Origin of the sequence: Deinococcus sedimenti, assembly GCF_014648135.1 — a bacterium.
GTDB classification, from domain to species: Bacteria; Deinococcota; Deinococci; order Deinococcales; family Deinococcaceae; genus Deinococcus; species Deinococcus sedimenti.
Window position 1 is genome coordinate 1 of the sequence record NZ_BMQN01000025.1, and the last position, 22,060, is coordinate 22,060.

Genomic DNA, 22,060 nt, shown 5'->3' on the forward strand with positions numbered 1-22,060 from the left:
GTGCGGGACTGGCTCTCACGGCCGCAGGGCGTCTCCTGTCGGGCATAGTTCCAGCCAACTACCCACGGGGTTTCAGTGGCATCAACCGCGATGATCTGGAAGACGTTCTCTGCCTCCATCAGGCTCTTCCTGCCCTGGAGTCTGAACTACCCACTGGCGATCAGGGCCGCTTCGACGCGTTCCACCGTGCGCTGCACGGTGGTTTCGTGGACACCCCAGTCGTCGCCCAGGTGAGCGAAGGTGCGGTATTCCCGCCAGAATTCCAGGGTCAGCAGGAGTTGCTCACCAAGACTGAGCGCAGAGGGGCGCCCGGATTTCTTCTTGCCACGTTGCCGCTCGACCAGGACGTTTTCCATCTCAACGAATGTTTCTGGATAGATCCCGGTGCGGCGTTTGAAGCGCGTGCGGTTCATCTTCAGCGTGCGTTCCAGGCGCCCGTGGCTCACTCACACAGCATAGCTGGGTACTTTCGCAGGAGGTCTAGTCGAATCTTTCGACATCTCTGGGAATAGGAGAGATTTAGGAAGTGTGTTTTTGTCCATTTATTGTAATGTGGTGACAGCTCAGCGCGAGAACGCGAGTTGAGGAAGAAGGACGTCGTTCCGGAAGATACTGACCAACCCGTTATAGGCAGAGAGACCTTGCTTCTGAAGCGTCGAGAGGTAACTCCGAATGCAGCAGAAATTCTTTCCGCCCGTCGCCGAACGAAACCCACCAGAGATCTTGCGCTTCGCGCACACCATTCGAAGGTCTCGCTCGGCTTGATTGTTGTCGAACGGAACGCCGTCTTCGAAGAGGAAGCGTAACATCTTGTCTCGGTGTTTCTGACGGCGAAGCGCGAGGTTGCGCCCCGGGGACTGCTTCACCCGTCCCCGCTGCTTCGGAACCGGCTCTGCTGCGGGGTTGGAAACCAACCCCGCTTCCACGAGGGCATCAAAGCGAACCAGGAACGCGGCTTTCTCCGGTGGAGTGAGGATGCCTGCCTTCTGTTGATGGTAGACACCTTGGAGTGCAGTCCGCAGTTCTCCCGCCCAGCCTTGTCCCAGCTGTTCGTGGAGGAAGCGCAACTCCCGGAGCAGGTGCGCGTTACAGAGGGCATGTCGGGCACAGAGTTGGAAGTACGGAAGCCAGGCATCATGCATCAACACGCCCCAGTACTGGGGCAGGACGCCCATCGCTTGGATGGCGACCAACCCGCGGTGCGGGTCGTGCCCGTAGAGGGTGAGCTCTTGGGTTTCTTCCGCCAAGTCTGGTCCTGGCTGGGGGGTTGATGAGACGTCTCGCTGGTCCGCGCGACCTGTGCTTCCAATTCGCGGATGCGCGCTTGGAGCCGTTCGCAATTCGGGCAGGTCGAGTCTGAGATGCCCTCACCTTACCTCATTCCCTTGCGCTGCTCAGGACCCTGCTGAGTAGTCACCAACCCGAATCGGTATCAGCGTTCAGTGATGCGGAGGGCGCCCCTCACGACCTCTGAACCGCGCGGGTACAGGAGCTGCGCTGCGGAGCGTGCACCTGGGGAGGACAGGGGCTGGGCGAGGAGCCCCGGGGCGCGCTGTCGACCCCAGGGCCCCTCGCCCACCCTGGCGTCCGGTCAGCCCTGCAGTTCGGCCTGCCGTTCGCGCTGCTGCTGGCGGCGGCGGGCCAGCTGGCCGTGTTTCGGGGCGAACAGGAACGCCAGGCCGAACAGGACGCTCTGCGTGAGGACGATGCACGCGCCGGTGGCGCCGTCCAGGAAGTAGCTGGCGTACGTGCCGATCAGGCTGGACAGCACGCCGGCCGTGACGGCCAGGATCATCATGCGGCTGAAGCGGTCGGTGAGCAGGTACGCGGTCGCGCCGGGCGTGATGAGCATCGCGACGACCAGGATCACGCCGACGGTCTGCAGGGCGCTGACGATGGTCAGGGCCAGGATGACCAGCAGCGCGCCGTACAGCAGCCCGGTGTTCAGGCCGATGGAGCGGGCGTGCGTGGCGTCGAACACGTACAGCAGCAGGTCGCGCCGCAGGATCAGGATGGCGCCCAGCGCGACGGCGCCCGCGATGACGGTCTGCCACAGGTCGGCGTCGCTGATGCCGAGCACGTCCCCGAACAGGATGTGCGAGAGGTGCACGTCGCTGGACACGCGGGAGATCATCACGAGGCCCAGGGAGAACAGCGCGGTGAACACCACGCCGATCACGGTGTCCTCCTTGACGCGCGACCGCGACTGGATGAAGCCGATCGCGCCGACGCTGAGGAGCCCGAATGCGAAGGCACCCACGACGAACGGCAGGTTCAGCAGGTACGCGAGGACCACGCCGGGCAGCACGGCGTGCGACACGGCGTCGCCCATCAGGGACCAGCCCTTGAGGGTGATGAAGCACGACAGGACCGCGCACACGGCGCCGACCAGCGCGGAGACGAGCAGGGCGCGCAGCATGAAGTCGTACCCGAGTGGCGCGAGCAGGGCGGGGAGTACGGCGTCCATCAGCGGACCTCCGTGGGGCGCGCGGGAATGCGGGCGGGGTCATGCAGCGGCGAGCGGCCCCCGAAGGTCAGGGCGAGGTTCGGGGCCGTGAGGACCTGCGCGGTGGGCCCGACCGTCAGGACGGTGCGGTCGGCGATCAGGGCGACGTCGTCGCAGAAGGTTTCCAGCGTGCCGAGGTCGTGGGTGCTGACGAGGACGCTGCGGCCCCCGCCCGCGAGGTCGCTGAGCAGGGTGGTGATGGCCTCGCTGGTGCCGACGTCCACGCCGCCGAAGGGTTCGTCGAGGAGCAGCAGCCGGGCGTCCTGTGCCAGCGCGCGGGCCAGGAACGCGCGTTTGCGCTGCCCGCCGGACAGTTCCCCGATCTGCCGCTCGGCGAAGTCGGTCATGGCGACGCGGTCCAGGGCGTCCTGCACGGCCGCCCGGTCGGCGCCCGAGGGGCGGCGCAGGAGGCCCATGCGGCCCTGGCGGCCCATGGTGACCACGTCGCGCACGCTGACGGGGAAGTCCCAGTCGACCGCCTCGGCCTGCGGGACGTACGCGATCCACCCGGCCTTCTGCGCGTGCCGGACGCCATGCCCGAACACCTGCACCTGCCCGGACAGCGGGGGCAGGAAGCCCATGATGGTCTTGAACAGGGTGCTCTTCCCGGCGCCGTTCATGCCGACCAGTCCGCAGATGCGGCCCGGTTGCAGGCTCAGGGTGGCGCGGCGCAGCGCGAGGCGGCCGCCGCCGTACGCGACGCTGACGTCCTGCACGTCCAGCGCGGGGGCGCTCACGGCTGGCCGCCGGTCAGGCCCGCGAGGATGGTGTCGGCGTCCTTGCGCAGCAGGTCCAGGTAGGTGGGCACCTCGTCCGACAGGGAGTCGACGTGCAGCGCCCCGGCGTAGCGCGCGCCGGATTCGCGCGCGACCTGCCGCATGCCCTTGTCGGACACGGTGCTCTCGCAGAACACGGCGGGGACGCCCTGGGCGCGCACGGCGTCGATCACGGCGCGGATCTGCCGGGGCGTGCCCTGGCCTTCCTCTGCGTTGACGGGCCAGAGGTACAGTTCCTTCAGGCCGTAGTCGCGGGCGAGGTAGCTGAACGCGCCCTCGCAGGTGACCAGCGCGCGCCGTTCGGGGGGCAGCTGGCCCAGCTGCGTGGCGAGCTGCCGGTCGACCTCGCGGATCTGCTTCGCGTACGCGTCGGCGCCTGCGCGGTACGTCTCGGCTCCGGCCGGGTCGAGGTCCGTCAGGGCGCGGCGGATGTTCTCGACGTAGATCAGGGCGTTCTTCGGGGCCATCCAGGCGTGCGGGTTGGGTTTGCCCGCGTACGCGTCGGCGGTGATGTTCACCGGTTCGATGCCGTCGGTGAGCGTCACGGTGGGCGCGTCGAGGTCCCGCGTGAAGCGGGTGAACCAGCGTTCGAGGTTCAGGCCGTTGTTGAGGATCAGGTCGGCGTCCTGCGCGCGGATCAGGTCGCTGGGGGTGGGCTGGTACCCGTGGATCTCCGCGCCGGGTTTCGTGATGGACACGACCTCGGCGCGGTCCCCGGCGACGGCGCGGGCCATGTCGGCGAGGATCGTGAAGGTGGTCAGGACGGTGGGCCGGTCGTCGTCGCCCTGGGGCGCGGTGGTCTGGGGCGGAGCGGGGCGGCAGGCGGTGAGGAGCAGGGCCGCCACGGCCAGCACCGGCAGGAAAGAGGAGGTCATGTTTTTAGCTTTACCTAAAAATTATGTTTGGTCAAGCTGAGGCGGAGCACGCTCACCGGTGACGCCTCCCCCTCACCCTCCGCCGACGCCCTCGGCACCACCACGCCCAGTCCGCCAGGGCGACCCCGCCGGGCCCTTCAGCAGCCCAGGGTCGCGCCGCCGTCCACGGTGAGGTCCGCCAGGGTGATGTGCCGCGCCTCGTCCGACAGGAGGAACAGGACGGCGTGGACGATGTCGGCCGGCTGCGCGATCCGCCCGAGGGGAATGCCGGTGCGGTACGTCTCGGGGTCCCCGGCGATCACGCGGTGCTCGGCGCCGGGCGCGGTCCACAGCTGGCGCTGCATGGCCGTGTCGGTACTGCCGGGCGAGACGAGGTTGCAGCGCACGCCGCTTCCGGCGAGTTCCAGGCCCAGCGTGCGGGTCAGGTGCGCGGCGGCGGCCTTGCTGGCCGCGTAGGCGCCCATGCCGGTCCGGGGAATGTGCGCGGCGTTCGAGCCGACCGTGACGACCGCTCCGCGTCCGCGCGCGCGCATGACCCGCGTGGCGGCGCGGGACACGAAGAACACGCCGCTGGTGTTCACCGCGAACGTGGCGTGCCAGTCCTCGTCGCTCAGGTCCGTCAGGGGGCCGGGGCGCAGGACGCCCGCGACGTTCACGAGGTCCGTCAGGGGGCCCAGGGTCGTCTCGGCGTGCGCGACGGCCTGCTCGGCGGTGCGCGGGTCGGTCACGTCCAGCGGGTACGGCACGACGCCGGGCTGCCCGGCGAGGTCGGGCGGGATGGGCTGGCGGTCCGTGGCGAGCACCCGCGCGCCCCGCGCGGCGAGCGCCGAGGCGACCGCCGCGCCGATGCCCTGCGCGGCGCCGGTGACGAGGGCGACCCGCGACGTCCAGTCGGTGCCGCTCACGCACTCACCTCCCGCAGGGCCGGGGCGCGCAGTCCGGCGTGCAGGCGCCGCAGCAGGTCGTCCAGCAGGGCCTCCAGGCTCTGCGGCGTGTGCAGGACCGGGTGGCCGTCGGCCGTGACGGTCAGGTCGTCCCGCCAGCCGCTGAAGGTGTACGCGAGGTCCTCGACCGGGCCGGACGCCGGCGTGTCGCGCGTGACCTCCAGCCCCGGGCCGAGGTCGAGTGGCGCGGCGAACGGGATGACGTTCACCTCCGGGCCGAACAGGCGCCGCCGGTCCAGGTCCGCCCAGAGGCGCTCCAGGCGGTAGGGCGCGGCGCCCTGCGCGTGGGTGCGGGCCGCCTGCGCGCGGCGGGTCAGGGTCGCCAGGTCGTCGCCCGGGTGCACCTCGATCCGCAGGGGCACGAGGTTCATGCGCATGCACGGGACGTGCGCGGCGGCGCTGCCCAGGCGCAGCATGACCGGCGCGGCGATCAATACGGCCTGCTCGCCCGTGCGGGCGTGCCACTGCGCGGCGCACGCGGCGTTCAGCGCGTCGGGCCACGCGGCGCCCCACGCGGAGGTCACGCTCCGCAGGGAACGGACGAGGGCGGCCGGGACGGTCCGCTGCGCGCGGTGCCCGATCTGCAATCCCAGGTGCAGGAGGGGCGCCGCCTCGAACGGCAGGTCCGCGTACGCTGCGCGCAGCCGGGCGCCGTCCGCGCGTTGCTGCGCGCTGCCGTCGTACGCGCGGTCCTCCTGGGCGGGCGCGGCGAGCGGCCCGAACGGCGCGGGGGGCGCGTGCAGGCCGCCCAGCGCGCGGTGGTGCGCGGCGAGCTGCGTGAGAAACTGCGTCACGCCGTACCCGTCGAGCGCGATGTGGTGCGTGACGAACACCCAGCGCCAGTGGTCGTCCGCGAGGCGGTGCAGGGCGTGCCGGTACAGGTCCCCGGTCCGCAGGCCCAGCGGGCGGCGCGTGGCAGCCCGCTCGTGCGCGCGGGCCTGCCCCTCGGGGTCCGGGTGTGCGAGCCAGTCGAGCCGCCCGGGCGGGCGGGGCAGCTCGCCGGTGGGCAGCTGCGCGGGCTGGCCGTCCACCGACGCGTAGCGGACGTGCAGGGCCGCGACGTCCGCCAGGGCGCGGGTCAGGGCCACCTCGAACCGCGCCGGGTCGAGCGGGCCGCGCAGGTCGAGCGTCTCCACGACGTGGTTCAGGACGCTGCCGTCCGGGTCGTCCAGGTCCGTCCAGAGGCTGCGCTGCGCGAGCGTGACGGGCAGCGGCACCGTCACCGCGCTCCCGCCGCGCACAGCAGGTCGGTCAGGGCGTCCAGGGTGGGGCGCGCGGCGACGTCCGCGTACGTCACGCGTGACCCGGCGCGCTGCCAGTCTTCCGTGAGCAGCATCAGCCGGATGGAGTCCAGGCCCAGCAGCAGCAGGTCGTCGTCGCCGCGCAGGTCGCCCGCGGGCACGCCGAGCGCGGCGGCGACCTCGGCCCGGATGCGCGCGGGCGTCCACCCGTCCGCTGCCTTCGCCGCGCCGCCCAGCGCAAGGAGGGCGGCCGTGTGCGTGATCCCGGCGCAGCGGGCGGCGCCGTACTCCAGCGCGCGGCGGTGCTCGGCCTCGCTGAAGTCCGCCAGGGCGTCGGCGATCAGGAACGGCTGCACGTCCTGCATGAACGCGTCGGCGGCGCTGAGCAGGCAGCCGATGTTCGCGTACACGCCGCAGATCAGCAGCTGGTCGCGGCCCCACCCGCGCAGGTGCTCACGCAGCGGCGTGCGCTGGAACGCGCTGTAGCGCCACTTCGTGAGGACCGTGTCGCCCGGCTGCGGCGCCACGAGCGGGTGGATGCGCGTGACCGCCGGGTCGTCCGGCAGGCCCGGCCCCCAGAAGTCGGTCAGCAGCGCCCGGTCGGCGGGGTCCTGCGCGCCGGGCTGCGCGGTGTACACGACCGGGATGCCCAGCGTGCGGGCGTGCGCGGTGAGGTCCGCCACGGCGCGCAGCAGGTCCGGGATGGGCGGCTGCGCCGGGTCGTAGAAGTCCAGGAAGTACGCCTGGAGATCGTGGACGAGCAGCGCGGCGCGCGCCGGGTCGGGCGCCCAGGGCACGCGCTGCGCGGGGAGGGTGTCGGGGGTGGGCATGGGGTAGCTGGGCAGGCGGGGAATCATGCGGGGCTCCTGTCGGTGAGGTCCTGGTCCTGGGCAGGGCTCAGGGCCGGAGTGGGGGCGTAGCGGGCGCGCAGGGCGGGCTTGTCGACCTTCCCGAAGGGCGTGCGCGGCAGGGTGGGCAGCACTTCGACCCGGTCGGGCAGCTTGAACGCGGCGAAACCCTGCTCGAGCAGGTAACGGCGCAGTTCCAGCGTCAGGGCGCAGGCGTCGGGCAGGGCCTGGCTGGCGTGCTCGTCGGGGTCCACCCGCGGCTGCACGACCGCGCAGGTCCGCTCACCCAGCCACGGGTCCGGCAGGCCGATCAATGCCGCCTGGAACACGCGCGGGTGGCCCAGCAGGGCGTGTTCGATCTCCTCGGCGGCGATCTTCTCCCCACCGCGGTTGATCTGGTCCTTGTGGCGGCCCTGCACGATCAGGTGCCCGTCGGGGCGGCGCGTGACGATGTCCCCCGTGCGGTAGTACCCGTCCGGCGTGAACGCGCGGGCGTTGTGCTCGGGCGCGCGGAAGTACCCGCGGATGGTGTACGGGCCGCGCGTGAGCAGGTGGCCGGGCGTGCCGTCCGGGACGGGGCGGTCCTCGTCGTCCACGATCAGGATCTCGTCGTGCGGGCTGATCGGGCGACCCTGCGTGCCGTACGTGACGTCGCCTGCGCTGCCGGGCCGGACGTAGTTCACGAGCCCCTCGGCCATGCCGAACACCTGCTGCAGCGCCGCGCCCAGCCGCTGCGGGACCTGCCGGGCGACGTCGGGAGCCAGGGGTGCGCCGCCCACCTGCACGACCCGCAGCGTGGACCCGGGCCGGGCGGGCGTGAACTGCGGGGCGCGCAGCCACAGCAGCAGCGCGCTGGGCACCAGCGCCACGTGCGTCACGCCGCAGCGCTCGATCAGGGCCGCGCACACGTCCGGGGCGGGGCCGGGCGCGGTGACGACCGTTCCCCCGGCGTGCAGCGTCCCGAACGCGCCGGGGGACGTGAGCGTGAAGTTGTGCGTGGCGGGCAGCGCCGCGAGGAACACCGTGTCCGGCGTCAGGCCGCACAGTTCGGCGCTGGCGCGGATGGAGTACAGGTAGTCGTCGTGCGTGCGCGGGATGAGTTTCGGCGTGCCGGTGCTTCCGCCGGACAGCTGGTACAGCGCCACGTCACCCGCCCCCTGACTGGACACGCCGGGCTGGGCCGCCGGTTCCGTCCAGGCCGCCGCGTCTGCCGGGGTCAGTGGCAGGGCGGCGTCCGGGTCGCCCACGGTGAGGACCAGCGTGTCCGGATGCGCAGTCTGCACGGCCCGCGCGGCACGCTGCGCGTCCGGGTGCCCGCCGGTGATCAGCGCGCGGGCGTGCGCCTGCGTGGCGAAGGCCGTGAGTTCCGCCGCGCGGTGCGCCGCGAGCGCCAGGATGGGCCGCGCGCCCAGCCGCAGCAGGCCCAGCAGGACCTCGAACACGTCCGGGCTGTTGGGCAGGTGCAGGATCACGCGGTCCCCGGCGCGCAGGCCCCGCGCGGCGAGCGCGGCCGCGTACCCACTCGCGGCGGCGTCCAGGTCCGCGTAGGTGCGGGTCACCCACCCGCCCGGCTGCCCGCCGGGGCCCAGGGCGTGGCCGAGCAGGGCCGGGCGCGGCCCGAACTGCCCGGCCAGGGCGCGCAGCCACGCGCTGAACGGCTCGCCGCGCCAGTACCCGGCGGCGCGGTACGCGCGGGCCAGTCCGGGCGGCCAGGGCGTGAACTCGCTGGTGATCGGGGCGTCGGTGACCAAGCCTTCGGGGCTCGGCGCTGGGGGGACGGTCACAGCGCGCCCTCCAGGTCCAGGGGCGAGACGCCCAGGGCGCGCAGCATGGTGCCGAACTTCGCGGCGGTCTCGGCGCGTTCCTGCGCGGGGTCGGACCCGGCGACGATCCCGGCCCCGGCGAACAGGCGGGCGTGCGGGCCGCGCAGCCTCGCGCAGCGGATCGTGACGGCCCACTCGCCGTCACCGCGCGCGTCGCACCAGCCGACCGCGCCCGCGAAGGACCCGCGCGGGCCTTCCAGCGTGCCGATCAGGTCACGGGCGGCCGGGGCGGGCACGCCGCACACGGCGGGCGTTGGGTGCACGGCGCTCACGAGGTCCAGCACGTGCAGACCCGGGTCGCGCAGGGTCGCGTGGATGCTGGTGCCCAGGTGCCACAGGCCCGGCGTCTGCACGAGTCGCGGCGCGTCCGGCACGGTAAGTTCGCGGCACAGTGGCGCGAGGGTCTCCCGGATGGCGGCGATCATCAGCGCGTGCTCGTGGCGGTCCTTGGCGGAGTGCAGCAGGTCGTGCGCGCGCCGGAGGTCCTCGGCGGGGTCGGCGTGGCGGGCGCGGGTGCCGGCCAGGGGCCGCAGGCGCAGCTGCGCGCCGCGTTTACTCAGCAGCCGTTCCGGGCTCGCGCCGACCAGCTGCGCGCCGTCTCCCAGCGGGACGCTGAACACGAAGGCGTCCGGGGCGCCTTGCGCGAGCCGGGCGGTGACGGCACTCGGGTCGGGCGCCGCGTGCAGGTGCAGGTCCAGGGTGCGGCCCAGCACGACCTTGTGCAGGTCGCCGCGCGCGATGGCGGCCGCCGCGTGCGCGACGTTCGCCTCGAACGCGTCCGGGGCGGGCCGCGACGCCGCGTGGAGGACCGGGGTGCCCGTGGAGGCCGCTGTCGAGAGAGCGGCAGTCGAGGTGGGCGATGTCGAGGTGGGCGGTGTCGAGTGGGCCAGGTGGAAGGCGGCCGGGTCCTGCGGCGTGAAGCCGATGGCGCCCAGCAGGTGCGTGCCGCGCGGCGCGCCGTGCAGGGCGTGCCGGGCCTGGGCGGCGGTCAGGGGCGCGCCGTGCGGGTCGAGCAGGTGCAGGTGGCGGTCCGGGGCGCGCCACGCGGGGGCGTGGGTCGCGCCGTGGAGGTGTGACCCGGTGGCTGGGTGGGGGGCGGGGGGGGCGGCGGTCTGGGTCATGGGGCCTCCGGGGGGGCGGGGAGCAGCGTGAGGGCGAGGAGGAAGCCGTGCGTGTGCACCCAGCGCACCTGAAGCGGGCCGGGCCAGCCCAGGACGTGCACGTCTGCCACGCCCTGCGTCCGGGTGGGGTCCGGGGGCGGCGCGTGGAAGTGCGTGGGGTCGAGGGGGTCCGGGCGCAGCGGCCACAGGGCCTTGAAGGTGCTCTCGGTGAGGACGTGCCGCCAGCGTCGGGGGTCGGGTGCGGGGCCGGTGAGGGGTTCGAGGTCCAGGCCGACGCGCTGCGGCGCGCGTGTGGCGGCGGCGACGGTCAGGCCGCCGGCGTGACTGAGGCTGCCGTGGGTCCCGGCGGGCCAGTCGGGGGCGCCGCCGGGTGTGCGGGGCAGGGGGCGCAGGGCGTCTGGGTGGCTGAGGAGGTGCAGGGCGTGGGCAGCGCAGCGGCGTCCGGCGTGCCAGTCGTGGTGGCGGCGGGCGGGGGCGTGGGCGGGCAGCGGGAAGGGTGGGGGAACGTCGGGGAGGTCGGTGGGCTGACGGCTGAGGCAGATGGCGCTCGGCACGGGCCAGCCGCGCAGGTGGCGGCGCAGGGCGTGTAGGGCCGCGTCGAGGTCGGCCGCGCTGGGATGGGCTGGATGGGGGGTCATGGCGGACCGGGTGTGACGCCGGTCTGGCTGAATCTGACAAATCCGAGTGGTTTAGTCAAGTAAGTTCAGGAGCCGGTCGGATTAACTTGACTAACCCGGTCGGATTAGTGCAGGATCTGCGCGTCGGTTCCCCCGACCTCACCCGGATCACCCCCCGCAGACCCGCGCCCACCCAGCGCCGGTCCACCCCCACCACACCCCGGAGGCCCCCGCCCATGTGCCACGGCTTCACGCCCCTGCACGACCTCAGCACCCACCGCCGCGTCCTGCGCTGCACCTGCGGCAACCTGCACGTCATCTGGCACGACCTGAACTTCGCCCTGAACCACCAGGAATTCAGCGACCTGCAGGGCCTGCTGCGCCGCGACGACCCCCAGGCCACCCAGGCCGACTGGGTGCTGCACACCGGCACCCACGGCACCCGCCTGTGGTGCGGCGCGACCGGAGTGACCTTCACGCCCAGCGACTTCGGCGCGTTCCGCCACCTGATCCTGCACGCCCACCCCCGCACCCTCGACTGAACGCAGGCCGCCCCCGATTCGACCACCGGAGTCCACCCGACCCCACCCGGAGCCGCATGACGCAGACCGCCCCCGACCTCGCCCACATCACCGACCACGTCAACGAGGACCACGCCCCGGAACTCCTGCAGGTGGCGCGCGCCTTCACGGACCTGCCCGCCCCGCGCGCCGCGCAGATCCTGACCCTGGACCACACCGGCCTCACGCTGGAGGTCCTGACCGACCGCGGCCCGCGCAGCGCCCGCCTGACCTTCCCCGACCCCACCCGCCCCCCGCACGTCAACCTGCGCGCCCTGGTCGCCGACGCCCAGACGCTCCTGAACGAACGTCCCGACCCGCGCACCACCACCTGGACCCTCCAGGGCGCCCGCGACCTCGGGCCCGGCCTGCGCCGCCTGACCTTCCACGCCGACCCGCACGCCCTGCAGGGCTGGCAGCCCGGCGACGCCGTGCGCGTCACGATCGGCGACACCACCCGCGTCTACACCATCCGCCGCGCCCACGACGGACGGGCCGACCTGGACGTCTACCTGCACGGCGGCCCGTCCACCCACGCGCCCGGCAGCACCTGGGCGCGCACCCTGCTGCCCGGAGCCACCGTCACGGTGGGCGCGCCGCGCCGCGAGACCCTCCCGGAATTCACCGGTCCCAGCCTGCTCCTCGGGGACGAGACGGCCCTGCCGACCATCGCGGCGCTGCTCGAACACTGGCCCGAAGGGCTCACGCCCGGCCCGCGCGTCCTGATCGAGACGGGCGACCCCGGCGACGCCCAGGCCGCCCTGCTCGGCGTGCCGCTGCCGCCCGGCACGCACCTGAGCGTCGTGCCGCGCAATGGCCCCAGTGGCGAGGCCCTGACCCGCGCCGCCCTGAGCCTCGACCTGCACCTGCGCGCCGCGTGGGGCGCCCTGGACGCCCCGCACGCCCTGGAACTGCGCCGCGCCCTGCGCGCCCAGTACGACCTGAGCCCCACCCAGTGCCGCGTCAGCGGGTACTGGACCCCCTGACACCCACCCAAGGAGAATCCACATGCGACCCACCCACACCACCCTGACCCGCGCCGCCCTGACCCTCAGCCTGCTCCTGGCCGCCCCCGGCGCCCACGCGGCCACCATCCGCGGCGCCGACGGCGTGAGCGTCAGCGTCAGCAACCCGCGCCGCGTCGTCGCGCTGAACGCCACCACCGTCGAACTCATCTACCGGCTGGGCAAGCAGGGCACCATCGTCGGCACCGACGTCACCGGCACGTACCCGCCCAACCGGATCCCCAGCGTCGGCCACTGGGCGCAGCTGCCCGCCGAGGGCATCATCGCGCTGAAACCCGACCTGGTGATCGGCACCGCCGACAACCTCGCCATGCCCGCCAACCAGAAGGTCACGCAGCAGCTGCGCGCCGCCGGCGTGAAGGTCCTCGTGCTGCCCGCCAGCGACACCGGCGGCCTGGACGGCGTCCGCACCCGCCTGAACATCCTGGCGGACGTGTACGGCGTGCCCGGCGCCGCGCTGGCCCTGAGCCGCTCGTTCGACACCACCCTGAAGGCCGCGCAGGCCAACCGCCCGAAGGTCACGCCGCGCGTGCTGTTCCTGTACGCCCACGGGCCCGGCGACGCCAGCATCTACGGCACCGACGGCGGCGCCGACGACCTGATCACCCTCGCCGGGGGCCGTAACGTCGCCCCGTTCCGCGACACCAGACCCCTGACCGCCGAGGCGCTCGTCGCGCTGAACCCCGACGCGATCATCCTGCTCGAACGCGGCCTGGACGCCCTGGGCGGCATCGAGGGCGCCCTGAAGCTGCCGGGCGTCATGCAGACGAACGCCGGACGGCAGCGCCGCGTGTACGCCGTGGACAACTCCATCCGCTGGATCGGGCCGCGCCTGCCGGAATTCGCCCTGAACCTCGCCCGCCAGTGGAACGCCGACTTCCGCTGACCCGCCGGGGCCGCGCCGCCCGCCCCGGCGCGGCCCTCACCCTGACGGTCCTGACCGGCCTGCTGGCGGGCGCGGTGATCCTCGCGGTCGGCCGCGGCGCCCTGCCCATCAGCCCCGCACAGGTCCTGAGTATCCTGCTCGCCCCGCTGGGCGCCGCGCCGCTCGCCCCGTTCGACGAGCAGCAGGCGGCCGTGCTGTGGGTCATCCGCCTGCCGCGCGTCCTGCTGGGCGCCCTGGTCGGCGCGGGGCTGGCCGTGGCGGGCGCGGCGCTGCAGGGCCTGTTTCGCAACCCGCTGGCCGACCCGGGCCTGATGGGCATCACCAGCGGCGCCGCGCTGGCGGCCGCGCTGAGCGTCGTGCTGGGCCTCAACACCCTGGGCACCTACTCGCTGCCCGCCGCGGCCTTCGCCGGGTCGCTGATCGCCACGGCGCTCGTGTCGCTGCTCGCGCAGGACCGCGGGCGCGTGAACGTCACCACCATGCTCCTCGCGGGCATCGCCATCAACGCCCTGTGCAGCGCCGGGACCGGCCTGATGACGTTCCTGGCCACCGACGAGCAGCTGCGCACCCTCACCTTCTGGAACCTCGGGTCGCTGGGCGGCGCCACCTGGCCGACCGTCCTGAGTGCCCTGCCGCTGATCCTGCTGGGCACCGTGGGTCTGCCGCTGACCGCGCGCGCCCTGAACGCCCTGACGCTCGGCGAGCACGGCGCGGCGCACCTGGGCGTCCCCGTCACCCGCGTGAAGTGGCTGATCATCAGCCTGGTCGCCCTGAGCGTCGGCGCGGGCGTCGCCGTGGCGGGCAGCATCGGCTTCATCGGCCTGGTCGTCCCGCACCTGCTGCGCCTCCTGACCGGCCCGAACCACGCCACGCTGCTGCCCGCCTCCGCGCTGCTCGGCGCGACCCTGCTGATCCTCGCGGACCTCCTGGCCCGCACCGTCGCCGCGCCCGCCGAGGTACCCATCGGGATCCTCACGGCGCTGCTCGGCGCGCCGTTCTTCCTGTACCTGCTGCGCCAGCGCCGCGCGGAGGGCGCGTGACCCCGCACGAATCCCTGATCGAGGTGACGGCCCTGACGCACACCGTGCAGGGACGGCAGCTGCTGCGGGACGTGCATCTGACCCTGCGGCGCGGCGAACTGCTCGCCGTGCTGGGCCGCAACGGCGCGGGCAAGAGCACCCTGCTGCGGCACCTGACCGGCGAACTCGGCCGGCGCGGCGTGAGCGTCCTAGGCGGCCCCGCCCACCGCCCCGGCACCGAACTGGCCCGCCACCGCGCCGCGCTGCCCCAGCACACACCCGCCCCGTTCGCGTTCAGCGTGCTGGACATCGTCCTGCTGGGCCGCATTCCGCACGGCCCGCGCGACACGCCCCACGACCGCGACGTCGCCCGCGCCTGCCTGGACCGCGTGGGCCTGCGCGGCGCGGAAGGCCGCGACATCCAGACGCTCAGCGGCGGCGAGCAGCAGCGCGTGCACCTCGCCCGGACGCTGGCGCAGCTGCACGGCACGCCCGGCGACCGGGTCCTGCTGCTCGACGAGCCCACCGCCAGCCTCGACCTCGCCCACCAGCACGCCACGCTGCGCCTCGCCCGCGACCTGTGCGCGGAAGGGGTCGGCGTACTGGCCGTCCTGCACGACCTGAACCTCGCCGCGCAGTACGCCGACCGGGTGCTTCTGCTCGACGGCGGTCAGGTGCTGACCTGCGCCCCGCCCGACATCGCGCTGACCAGCGGGCACATCCGCGCCGCGTACGGGCACGACGTGCTCGTCACCCGCCACCCCTGCCTGAACTGCCCGCTGATCGTCAGCGCGGGCTGATCTCCCCGTCCGTTGCGGACGTCCGCCCCCTATTGAGTGGGCTGGCGACGGTTTGAACAGCGGGTGGCGAGAGGGGGCGTCGCCCACCGCCGGGGTGCCCCCCACTGCCCGGACCTGTCGGGGCCGGTAAGGGCCGTGCCGATGCGGAGGTCCCGGAGACCCGTCTGCTCCGGAACCTCCGTGGGGGTGGCCTCAGGGCTGCTCGTTCGTTTCGGTGATGATGGGCTGCACGTCGTCGCTCACGACATCCAGGCGCGGCAGGATGCGAACGGCCTGCGCGTCGGTGGTGCTGTTGTTCGGATCCACGTAACTGAAGGTCGGGCGGATGTTCGCCCAGTCATTGTAGTCGCTCAGGTAATACTGCCCGGTCGAGATGAATCCGTCGTAATCCACGTCGGCCCGGAGGCTGGTCTGCTGGTACCCGTCACGGTTCCAGTCGATCCAGGCGGCGCCGCGGTTGATGCCTGACGTTTCATTGATGGAGCCCTCGTCCATCTTTCCGCCCTGCCCGTACGAGTAATCCATCTTGAACGAGGTCGAGCACGGGTTGTTGTACGTCAGCTGGGAGCAGGCCGTGTAGCGGTACTGAGAGCGCTGCCACAGGGTGCTGGCCGTGTCGTCCAGTCCGGCCAGCGTGTAGAGGTAGTTCATGATGGAGTAGTAGTTGGGTTTGTTGTTGTAGTCCTCGAATCCCCCGTGCCGCAGGCCCAGGGTGTGACCGAACTCGTGCATGATAGTTGAGCCCTGCTGGTTGGCGACTTGCGTCAGGCTGCTGGCACTCCAGCCGCCCATGGTGACCACGAAGTCGTTGCCATTGATCTCGGCGACGCCGCTGCTGCCGTTGCTGCCGTTGGCCTGCTGCGAGTTCCCGATCAGCCCGTACCGGAACAGATTCAGGCGGTTCGTGGCGAAGTTCTTCACCGAGCCGGTGCTGCTGTACTTGTACGCCAGGATGCCGTAACAGCTGCTGGTGTTCCAGCCGACGCTGATACAGCTGCCGTAATTCACCTGATTGCCCCCACCCAGGTTGTAGTTGGCGGGCGAGAACGTCGAGCTGAAGGCCGCGCCGGCGTCCACGTGCAGGGCGTAGCCGGCGCGTGTGAAGGCGGCCACCATCTTGTCGATCCCGGCGCGTTGCGGCCGGATGAAGTTCGACGTGGAGTTCATCCAGTCCAGTTCCAGGAAGAGGTCCCGCTGGTTTGGCCGCGCGCCCAGGTTGTACACGTACACGCCGCCGTAGGCGCTGGAGTTCGCGGTCTCGTAGCTGTCGGGAATGCCGTCGTTGTCGGTGTCGCCGGTCGCCTGCGCGTTCAGGCCGCTGGCCTGGAGTCCACCTCCGTCGTTGTTCAGGGCGCCGGGGCTGGGGAGTGCGTTCTGTTCCCAGTTCTGTGCGCTGGCGCTGGCCTGCCCGAGTGCAGCCGTGCGGCCCGGCTGCCGCGTGATGGAACTCAGCTGGGTAGAGGGCGCAGCCTGAACGCCCAGAGTTCCGCCCGAGCTGGCATTCAGCCCTGGGGCGAAACGCACGGTGTCGTGCACCTGGGTGCCCTGCATCAGGCTGATCTCGCCGCGGTCCGTCCAGGCGGGCACCTGCGTACCGCTGGACACGAACACGATCTCGCTGTTGTCGGTGGCGTTCGCGTCGAGTCGCGCGGTGACGATCAGGTACCGCCCGGCGGCCAGGGTCTGCCGGGGAAGCGGGAAGGTCGCCTGACTGGTCTGGCCGCTGGCGTCGCGGGATGGGGCGCGCAGCTGGTTGACGTGACCCCAATTGGTCGGCCCACTCCGAATGAGACAAGATCGTCTCCAGGGAGGGGTCATGAAGCACAAGCAGTACAGCGAAAACGAGATCCTTGATGTCTTAGCCCAAGTTGAGGCAGGCACCGCGGTCGGTGACGTCGCTCGGTTGTCCGGGGTCTCCAAGGCCACCATTCACCGTTGGCAGGCACGGTATGGGGGCATGACCAAGGACGACGCGAAGCGCGTCCGTCAGCTGGAAGAAGAAATCCGCCGCCTGAAGAAGCTGGTCGCGGATCTGGCGCTCGACAATAGCATCTTGAAGGAGGTGGTTGGCAGAAAGTGGTGAATCCCGACCAGTCGTCGCAGGCCCAGACGCCCGTCAAACGACGGGTCATCCGGGAAGTGCGGCAGCTGTTCGGGATCAGTGAGCGGCGAGCCTGCCGTGTCCTGGGTTTTCATCGTTCTACACAGCGTCATTGCAGTACGAGAGATGACCGTGACCTAGTGGATGACCACAGGCATGAGAATAGCTATTCATTGACGTGGTAGTGGCGTTTGAGCTTATCCCGTGCCGCGGATATCGAGAACTGCCCATTCGCCCGCACCGACCGCGCATTGCGGTCGGTTTCCCACGCCAGCAATTCCGCTTCGACTGCGTCCACACTGGCCAAGCGCTGCCCTAAAGTGCGTCTGAAAAACGTGCTGGCGCAGGTTTTCCTAGAGCCATCATGCGTGCACGGTAGAGGTCGGAGGTGGGGCACCCGTGACCCGAGCTGCGTATCCAAACGATCTAACCGACTCCGAGTGGAACGTACTTTTTCCCCTTCTACCTCAAGCATCACCCATGGGTCGTCCACGGAAGTGGTCGCCCCGAGAGATCCTGGACGGGATCTTCTACGTGCTGCGAGGAGGGATTGCCTGGCGGTCGATGCCGCACGACCTTCCGCCCTGGCAGACGATCTATCACTACCACCGTCTGTGGAGACTGCGGGGCGTCTGGGAAGCACTTCACACGGTTCTTCGGGAGCTGATCCGCCAGCGTGAGGGTCGCGCAGCGACCCCCAGTGCCGCGATCATCGACAGCCAATCCGTGAAAACGACCGAAGCCGGTGGACCTCGCGGCTATGACGGGGGCAAGAAAGTCAGTGGCCGCAAGCGTCACCTCCTCGTCGACACCCTGGGTCTGGTCATGGCGATCAAGGTGCACGAGGCCGATATCCAGGACCGCACTGGTGCGGTCCTCCTGCTGCGCGACCTGCCCAACGTGTTCCCACGCATGAAGCACGTGTGGGCAGATGCGGGGTACACCGGCAAGCTGGCGAGCGACATCAGGACCCATCTGGGCTGGACCTTGGAGATCGTCAAGCATCCCTGGTCTGGATGGCAGGGGACCTGGGCACCAAAGGATGCACCTCCACGTGTCGTGGAGGTGCCGAAAGGATTCGTGGTGCTGAAGCGCCGCTGGGTGGTGGAGCGAACATTCGCCTGGTTGGGAAAATCGCGGCGGATGGCCAAGGATTACGAGGCGCTGGTGGAAACCGCAGAGAATTTGGTCGATGAGGTCATGATCCGGCTGATGGTGCGTCGACTCGCCAAACCCTCGCCCTAACCCTTTTCAGACGCACTTTAGGTGATCACAGGACGCGCAGGCCCGTCCGCTCCCACCGCACCGCTGAACCCCTTCACGATCAGCCACACGGCCAGCACCATCTCATAGACCGCGACGGGCAACGCCAGCAGCACGGCCGCCGGAGACAGGGGCACGAGCACACCGAACAGGGTCAGGAGCGCAGCGCCGATCACCAGCACAGCGCCGGTCATGCCCAGGGCCGACAGCCACCGAGGAACGAGGCGAGAGGTGTACAACAGCACACCACAGAGGAGCGTGTTCAGGCCCAACACCACATTCGGTCCCAGCAGGAACGTCCACTCACGCGCCGCCAGCAACAGTTGATTCACCACCCGGCGGTCGCCTGGGACTTCGGTCACGCCCACGTTCACGCTCAGCAGGGTCAGCACACTCAGCACCCCCATGACGATCAACGCTGCTTCCAGTAACCGGAGAGCCACGTACCCCAGCGCCAGACCTTCATGCTGACGCTTGAGGTACGGAAACAGCAGGGTCGCGGTACCCACGGCCGCACACGCCAGAACCAGTTCCGCCAGAACGCCGAGTTTCACCCGCAGCACGTGGTCAGGGACAGCGAAGAACAGGTCTGGGTCTGCCAGCATCGGGGCATACAGCACGACACCGATCACGGCGGCCACCGACGCCAGGATGAACAGGACGCCCACCACCCGGAGGTTCAATAGTTCTGACTTCATGATCTACTCCTTTCAGGCAACAGCGGACGAAAACAGCCCGGGACGCTGCGCCAATGTCCCGCTGGCCGAACAGATGTCACCTCAGCACCACCTGTCGCGTTCAGCATGGCCACCCGGCCACCCGCACTCCAGGCACACCAATGACCTTTTGTTGCCTATCCATCACGAGGAGCACTGTGTTGCCCACGCCCAGCAGGCTTGATCCCCGAATCAGACGCACACAGCAGGCTCTGCACGAAGCTCTCGAGGCCCTGCTGCGAGAACAGGGGTACGCGGTCACCACCGTCAGTGACATCACGACCCGAGCGGGCATCAACCGCGCCACGTTCTACGCCCATTACAGCGATAAGGGTGAACTCTTTGAACAGGTGGTCGCCCGCCACTTCGCTGAAGTGCTGCGCACCTACGGACCCGGGCAGTCCGGCATCAGCAGGGCACAGATCGAGGACCTGTTGCGGGCGCTCTGCGTCTTCATGGCACAGGTCCATGCGGACAGTCAGGATCAGCCGTGCGAAATGGGCGCACATGTGGAGCGTCAGGTGCAGGCCCAGCTCACGGCGTGGTTGATCGAAGCCCTGCATCCCAGGGCGCAGCGTGCCAATTCCAGGATTATTTCCAGGGAACTGGTCGCCACCCTGATGGCCCACAGCCTGTTCACTGCGGCCAATGCCTGGGGCCGGAGCTCCACGGTGGCCCTGGAACCCTACCTGTCTGAGGTGATGGTCTTCATCGGTGCGGGACTTCAGGCCACCGGATATGAGCCCTGACATCCGTGCGACAGCGCTTGTGTTCCCTGGAATGAGGACACGGCCGGTGGTGGTCTCCCAGAGGCTGAACGGCGTGATGGACAGCCGGGTGAAAGCATCCAGCATGGGGGGTAGTCCTCCGTGACGAACGACACGGAGGGCAACTCCCGGCGGATGCCTTCGCGTTGTTCACTGCTTGGATCGACGCTGACCTGTCCCCTTCAGGTGGGAGGCCGGCACACTCCCTCTCTGATCCACCGCAGCTCACCTCATGTCCAACAGATTGTGCGCTGTGGTGAGAGCGATCGGGCCGGTGTCGATGACGGGTGGCAGCGAGCGGACGGGAGCGCCGCACCGGTCGGAGGTGCTGGCGATGGGGTTGTGGGCGACCGAATCGAGCATCTTCATGGCCAGTGGCTCATCTGCCCGGTGCTTCGGGCGATGGTCGCGTCCATCTCGCCCTTGTCGAGGATGTCGGGGGCCGGGTCGGACCTGGCATCAGCCTGGCCGCGCAGCCCCACGGCGGACGCGCAGGTCATGGCTTTCCGGCGGGCCGCGGATGATGCGTTCGGTGGTCGCCGAGCTGTCCGCGACGAGATGCTGGAAGGGACTCGTCTTGCCCGGCGGGTGCGGTCGGCTGGCCTGTGACGAAAACCCTGGGCCGGGAACTGGTTGGCATTCACGCCTGCTGGTTCTCCCCGCAGTCCGTGCCGGGGTTCAGCTGGCACGCGCTGCAGGTGCACCTGCAGCGCGTGCTGATGGTGGCGCTGGGAGCGCTGCACGTCACAGTGTCCACCTGACCCTGCAGCGGCGGGTCGTCTGGACGGGCTGGCCCGACCAGAATGATACCGGGCGTGCCACGAGCTTCCGGGACAACGCGTCGTAAATCACTTTACAAAACAAAGCATACGTTCTATGGTGTCGGGCATGTCCGACCTCACTCCCCTCTTCGAGCCCTACACCTTCCGCAGCGGCGTGCAGGTCCGCAACCGCCTCGCCCTGGCCCCCATGACCACCACCTCCGCCAATCCGGACGACAGTGTCTCGGCTGCGGAACTCGATTACGTCGCCCGCCGCTCCGGCGGCGTGGGCCTGGCCATCACGGCCGTCGCGTACGTCACGCCCGGCGGCAAGGGCTTCCCCGGCCAGTTCGGCGCCGAGCACGACGGCCGCCTGGACAGCCTCCGGGCCCTGGCCACCCGCATCCGGTCCGGCGGGGCCCACGCCGTCCTGCAGATCTTCCACGCCGGCCACAACTCGCCCCCCGAACTCGTCGGCGGGGACGTCACCTCCGCCAGCGACGTGCCCTCCCCCCAGCCCGGCCGCACGCACGTACCCGTCCGCGCCCTGAGCCGCGACGAGGTGCGCGGCGTCATCGCCGACTTCGGCCGCGCCACCCGCCGCGCCATCGACGCCGGATTCGACGGCGTCGAGATCCACGGCGCGAACGGCTACCTGATCCAGCAGTTCGTCTCCGCGCACAGCAACCGCCGCGACGACGAGTGGGGGGGCACGCCCGAGAAACGCCTCGCGTTCCCCCTGGCCGTCATCGAGGAAGTGCAGCGCGTCGCGGCGCAGGCCACCACGCCCTTCCTGATCGGCTACCGCTTCTCCCCTGAGGAACCGCACGAGCAGGGCCTCACCATGCACGACACCTTCGCGCTGTTGGACGCCCTGCGCGAGCGGAATCTCGACTACGTCCACGTGTCCCTGCAGGATTACGCGGGCAGCCCCCGCCGCGGCGGAGATCCTGACCGCAGCCGCCTCCAGCAGATTGCCGAGCGCCTCGGCGACACGCCCCTGATCGGCGTGGGAAACATCTGGACGCCGCAGGACGCCGCCCGCGCCCTCGAACTCGGCGCCACCTTCGTCGCCCTGGGCCGCGCCCTGCTGCTCGAACCCGAATGGGTGCAGAAAGTCCAGGCCGGGCGCACTGACCTGCGCGGCACCTTCAGCCCGGCCGACCGCGAGGCCCTGACGCTGCCGGAACCCATGTGGGGCCTGCTGACGAACGTCATGCTCAAAGATCGCCTCACGCCCGACCTCGTGTCCAGCTGATCATGCCCGGCTGACCATCTGGACGCCGGGTGCCGCTGCAATCGGAGGCCACGCTCTGTGGCCGCCCCCGGTGCTTGCCCGGCGGTCCGGGTCCACCTGGAACGGAGGTCAGGACGGCGTCCGCCCGGAGCTCTGATGGCCGTCACAACACCC

The 22,060-nt window shown here is 70.8% G+C and carries 23 protein-coding genes and 2 pseudogenes; 10 read left to right on the plus strand and 15 right to left on the minus strand.

Features of this window, described 5'->3' with window-relative positions:
• Positions 1 to 146 precede the first annotated feature (146 nt).
• The 12 genes and pseudogenes from IEY69_RS19995 to IEY69_RS20045 form a co-directional block, all read right to left on the minus strand.
• Positions 147 to 446: a helix-turn-helix domain-containing protein gene (locus tag IEY69_RS19995; protein ID WP_229784147.1), complete on the minus strand. Its 300-nt coding sequence runs from the start codon at positions 444 to 446 to the stop codon at positions 147 to 149.
• 117 nt (positions 447 to 563) lie between these two features.
• Positions 564 to 1,223 (minus strand): annotated as a pseudogene (locus tag IEY69_RS20000) (IS66 family transposase); the annotation flags it as partial.
• Between the two features lie 23 nt (positions 1,224 to 1,246).
• A pseudogene (locus IEY69_RS22140) lies at positions 1,247 to 1,309 on the minus strand (hypothetical protein); the annotation flags it as partial.
• 282 nt (positions 1,310 to 1,591) lie between these two features.
• Positions 1,592 to 2,467, minus strand: a complete 876-nt coding sequence (locus IEY69_RS20005) for a metal ABC transporter permease (protein ID WP_189074850.1) — start codon at positions 2,465 to 2,467, stop codon at positions 1,592 to 1,594.
• Entirely contained in the window at positions 2,467 to 3,243 is a 777-nt protein-coding gene (locus IEY69_RS20010; protein ID WP_229784148.1) for a metal ABC transporter ATP-binding protein, read from the minus strand. The genes IEY69_RS20005 and IEY69_RS20010 overlap by 1 nt, the downstream gene beginning before the upstream one ends.
• Positions 3,240 to 4,157 (minus strand): metal ABC transporter substrate-binding protein, encoded by a 918-nt coding sequence (locus tag IEY69_RS20015; RefSeq protein WP_189074851.1) that lies wholly within the window; start codon positions 4,155 to 4,157, stop codon positions 3,240 to 3,242. Before IEY69_RS20015 ends, IEY69_RS20010 begins: the two co-directional genes overlap by 4 nt.
• A gap of 137 nt (positions 4,158 to 4,294) precedes the next feature.
• Positions 4,295 to 5,062 carry a 2,3-dihydro-2,3-dihydroxybenzoate dehydrogenase gene (gene dhbA, locus IEY69_RS20020; RefSeq protein WP_189074852.1) on the minus strand — a complete coding sequence of 256 codons (768 nt, stop codon included), beginning with the start codon at positions 5,060 to 5,062 and terminating at the stop codon, positions 4,295 to 4,297.
• Positions 5,059 to 6,324 carry a condensation domain-containing protein gene (locus IEY69_RS20025; protein WP_189074853.1) on the minus strand — a complete coding sequence of 422 codons (1,266 nt, stop codon included), beginning with the start codon at positions 6,322 to 6,324 and terminating at the stop codon, positions 5,059 to 5,061. The genes dhbA and IEY69_RS20025 overlap by 4 nt, the downstream gene beginning before the upstream one ends.
• On the minus strand, positions 6,321 to 7,199 hold the full coding sequence (locus tag IEY69_RS20030) for an isochorismatase family protein (protein WP_189074854.1): 879 nt from the start codon (positions 7,197 to 7,199) through the stop codon (positions 6,321 to 6,323). Before IEY69_RS20030 ends, IEY69_RS20025 begins: the two co-directional genes overlap by 4 nt.
• Complete coding sequence (locus tag IEY69_RS20035) at positions 7,196 to 8,974, minus strand: (2,3-dihydroxybenzoyl)adenylate synthase (RefSeq protein ID WP_229784149.1); 1,779 nt, start codon at positions 8,972 to 8,974, stop codon at positions 7,196 to 7,198. The genes IEY69_RS20030 and IEY69_RS20035 overlap by 4 nt, the downstream gene beginning before the upstream one ends.
• Positions 8,971 to 10,134 (minus strand): isochorismate synthase, encoded by a 1,164-nt coding sequence (locus tag IEY69_RS20040; protein ID WP_189074855.1) that lies wholly within the window; start codon positions 10,132 to 10,134, stop codon positions 8,971 to 8,973. The genes IEY69_RS20035 and IEY69_RS20040 overlap by 4 nt, the downstream gene beginning before the upstream one ends.
• Entirely contained in the window at positions 10,131 to 10,772 is a 642-nt protein-coding gene (locus tag IEY69_RS20045) for a hypothetical protein (protein WP_189074856.1), read from the minus strand. Before IEY69_RS20045 ends, IEY69_RS20040 begins: the two co-directional genes overlap by 4 nt.
• Positions 10,773 to 10,987: 215 nt before the next feature.
• Here IEY69_RS20045 and IEY69_RS20050 point away from each other — a divergent pair, with 215 nt between their 5' ends.
• The 5 genes from IEY69_RS20050 to IEY69_RS20070 are packed head-to-tail and all read left to right on the plus strand — an operon-like array spanning position 10,988 to position 15,041.
• Entirely contained in the window at positions 10,988 to 11,293 is a 306-nt protein-coding gene (locus tag IEY69_RS20050; protein ID WP_189074857.1) for a hypothetical protein, read from the plus strand.
• A gap of 56 nt (positions 11,294 to 11,349) precedes the next feature.
• Positions 11,350 to 12,297, plus strand: coding sequence for a siderophore-interacting protein (locus tag IEY69_RS20055; protein ID WP_189074858.1), 948 nt, complete (start codon positions 11,350 to 11,352; stop codon positions 12,295 to 12,297).
• A 22-nt stretch (positions 12,298 to 12,319) separates the two neighbouring features.
• Positions 12,320 to 13,222, plus strand: a complete 903-nt coding sequence (locus IEY69_RS20060) for a heme/hemin ABC transporter substrate-binding protein (RefSeq protein WP_189074859.1) — start codon at positions 12,320 to 12,322, stop codon at positions 13,220 to 13,222.
• Entirely contained in the window at positions 13,201 to 14,262 is a 1,062-nt protein-coding gene (locus IEY69_RS20065; protein ID WP_189074860.1) for a FecCD family ABC transporter permease, read from the plus strand. The genes IEY69_RS20060 and IEY69_RS20065 overlap by 22 nt, the downstream gene beginning before the upstream one ends.
• Positions 14,259 to 15,041, plus strand: coding sequence for a heme ABC transporter ATP-binding protein (locus IEY69_RS20070; protein ID WP_229784151.1), 783 nt, complete (start codon positions 14,259 to 14,261; stop codon positions 15,039 to 15,041). Before IEY69_RS20065 ends, IEY69_RS20070 begins: the two co-directional genes overlap by 4 nt.
• Before the next feature lie 192 nt (positions 15,042 to 15,233).
• Here IEY69_RS20070 and IEY69_RS20075 read toward each other — a convergent pair whose 3' ends face one another.
• Positions 15,234 to 16,859: a zinc metalloprotease gene (locus IEY69_RS20075; protein WP_189074861.1), complete on the minus strand. Its 1,626-nt coding sequence runs from the start codon at positions 16,857 to 16,859 to the stop codon at positions 15,234 to 15,236.
• Here IEY69_RS20075 and IEY69_RS20080 point away from each other — a divergent pair.
• Positions 16,858 to 17,124, plus strand: coding sequence for a transposase (locus tag IEY69_RS20080; protein ID WP_189074862.1), 267 nt, complete (start codon positions 16,858 to 16,860; stop codon positions 17,122 to 17,124). The two genes, IEY69_RS20075 and IEY69_RS20080, sit on opposite strands and share 2 nt — an antisense overlap.
• Before the next feature lie 417 nt (positions 17,125 to 17,541).
• Positions 17,542 to 18,387 carry an IS5 family transposase gene (locus IEY69_RS20085; protein ID WP_189074863.1) on the plus strand — a complete coding sequence of 282 codons (846 nt, stop codon included), beginning with the start codon at positions 17,542 to 17,544 and terminating at the stop codon, positions 18,385 to 18,387.
• Positions 18,388 to 18,404: 17 nt separating this feature from the next.
• Here IEY69_RS20085 and IEY69_RS20090 read toward each other — a convergent pair whose 3' ends face one another.
• Positions 18,405 to 19,103 carry a DUF4386 domain-containing protein gene (locus IEY69_RS20090; RefSeq protein ID WP_189074864.1) on the minus strand — a complete coding sequence of 233 codons (699 nt, stop codon included), beginning with the start codon at positions 19,101 to 19,103 and terminating at the stop codon, positions 18,405 to 18,407.
• A gap of 176 nt (positions 19,104 to 19,279) precedes the next feature.
• On the opposite strand from IEY69_RS20090, the gene IEY69_RS20095 reads away from it, so the two are divergent.
• The gene (locus IEY69_RS20095; RefSeq protein WP_229784153.1) at positions 19,280 to 19,870 is read left to right on the plus strand and encodes a TetR/AcrR family transcriptional regulator; all 591 of its coding nucleotides are present in this window, start codon (positions 19,280 to 19,282) and stop codon (positions 19,868 to 19,870) included.
• Between the two features lie 243 nt (positions 19,871 to 20,113).
• Here the strand turns inward: IEY69_RS20095 and IEY69_RS20100 are convergent, their stop codons facing one another.
• Positions 20,114 to 20,257 (minus strand): hypothetical protein, encoded by a 144-nt coding sequence (locus tag IEY69_RS20100; RefSeq protein WP_189074865.1) that lies wholly within the window; start codon positions 20,255 to 20,257, stop codon positions 20,114 to 20,116.
• Between the two features lie 236 nt (positions 20,258 to 20,493).
• Between IEY69_RS20100 and IEY69_RS20105 the strand changes: the two genes are divergently transcribed.
• On the plus strand, positions 20,494 to 20,649 hold the full coding sequence (locus IEY69_RS20105) for a hypothetical protein (RefSeq protein ID WP_189074866.1): 156 nt from the start codon (positions 20,494 to 20,496) through the stop codon (positions 20,647 to 20,649).
• 127 nt (positions 20,650 to 20,776) lie between these two features.
• A complete protein-coding gene (locus IEY69_RS20110) occupies positions 20,777 to 21,907 on the plus strand; it encodes an NADH-dependent flavin oxidoreductase (protein WP_189074867.1) in 1,131 nt (376 codons plus the stop codon).
• Positions 21,908 to 22,060 lie beyond the last annotated feature (153 nt).

Bases quoted from the DNA above. Each gene is read 5' to 3' on its own strand.
- IEY69_RS20080 (WP_189074862.1), top strand. From the start codon at position 16,858: ATGAAGCACAAGCAGTACAGCGAAAACGAGATCCTTGATGTCTTAGCC.
- IEY69_RS20005 (WP_189074850.1), bottom strand. From the start codon at position 2,467: ATGGACGCCGTACTCCCCGCCCTGCTCGCGCCACTCGGGTACGACTTC.
- IEY69_RS20090 (WP_189074864.1), bottom strand. From the start codon at position 19,103: ATGAAGTCAGAACTATTGAACCTCCGGGTGGTGGGCGTCCTGTTCATC.
- IEY69_RS20055 (WP_189074858.1), top strand. From the start codon at position 11,350: ATGACGCAGACCGCCCCCGACCTCGCCCACATCACCGACCACGTCAAC.
- IEY69_RS20060 (WP_189074859.1), top strand. From the start codon at position 12,320: ATGCGACCCACCCACACCACCCTGACCCGCGCCGCCCTGACCCTCAGC.
- IEY69_RS20110 (WP_189074867.1), top strand. From the start codon at position 20,777: ATGTCCGACCTCACTCCCCTCTTCGAGCCCTACACCTTCCGCAGCGGC.
- IEY69_RS20030 (WP_189074854.1), bottom strand. From the start codon at position 7,199: ATGATTCCCCGCCTGCCCAGCTACCCCATGCCCACCCCCGACACCCTC.
- IEY69_RS20015 (WP_189074851.1), bottom strand. From the start codon at position 4,157: ATGACCTCCTCTTTCCTGCCGGTGCTGGCCGTGGCGGCCCTGCTCCTC.
- IEY69_RS20040 (WP_189074855.1), bottom strand. From the start codon at position 10,134: ATGACCCAGACCGCCGCCCCCCCCGCCCCCCACCCAGCCACCGGGTCA.
- IEY69_RS20075 (WP_189074861.1), bottom strand. From the start codon at position 16,859: ATGACCCCTCCCTGGAGACGATCTTGTCTCATTCGGAGTGGGCCGACC.
- IEY69_RS20100 (WP_189074865.1), bottom strand. From the start codon at position 20,257: ATGAAGATGCTCGATTCGGTCGCCCACAACCCCATCGCCAGCACCTCC.
- IEY69_RS20050 (WP_189074857.1), top strand. From the start codon at position 10,988: ATGTGCCACGGCTTCACGCCCCTGCACGACCTCAGCACCCACCGCCGC.
- IEY69_RS20045 (WP_189074856.1), bottom strand. From the start codon at position 10,772: ATGACCCCCCATCCAGCCCATCCCAGCGCGGCCGACCTCGACGCGGCC.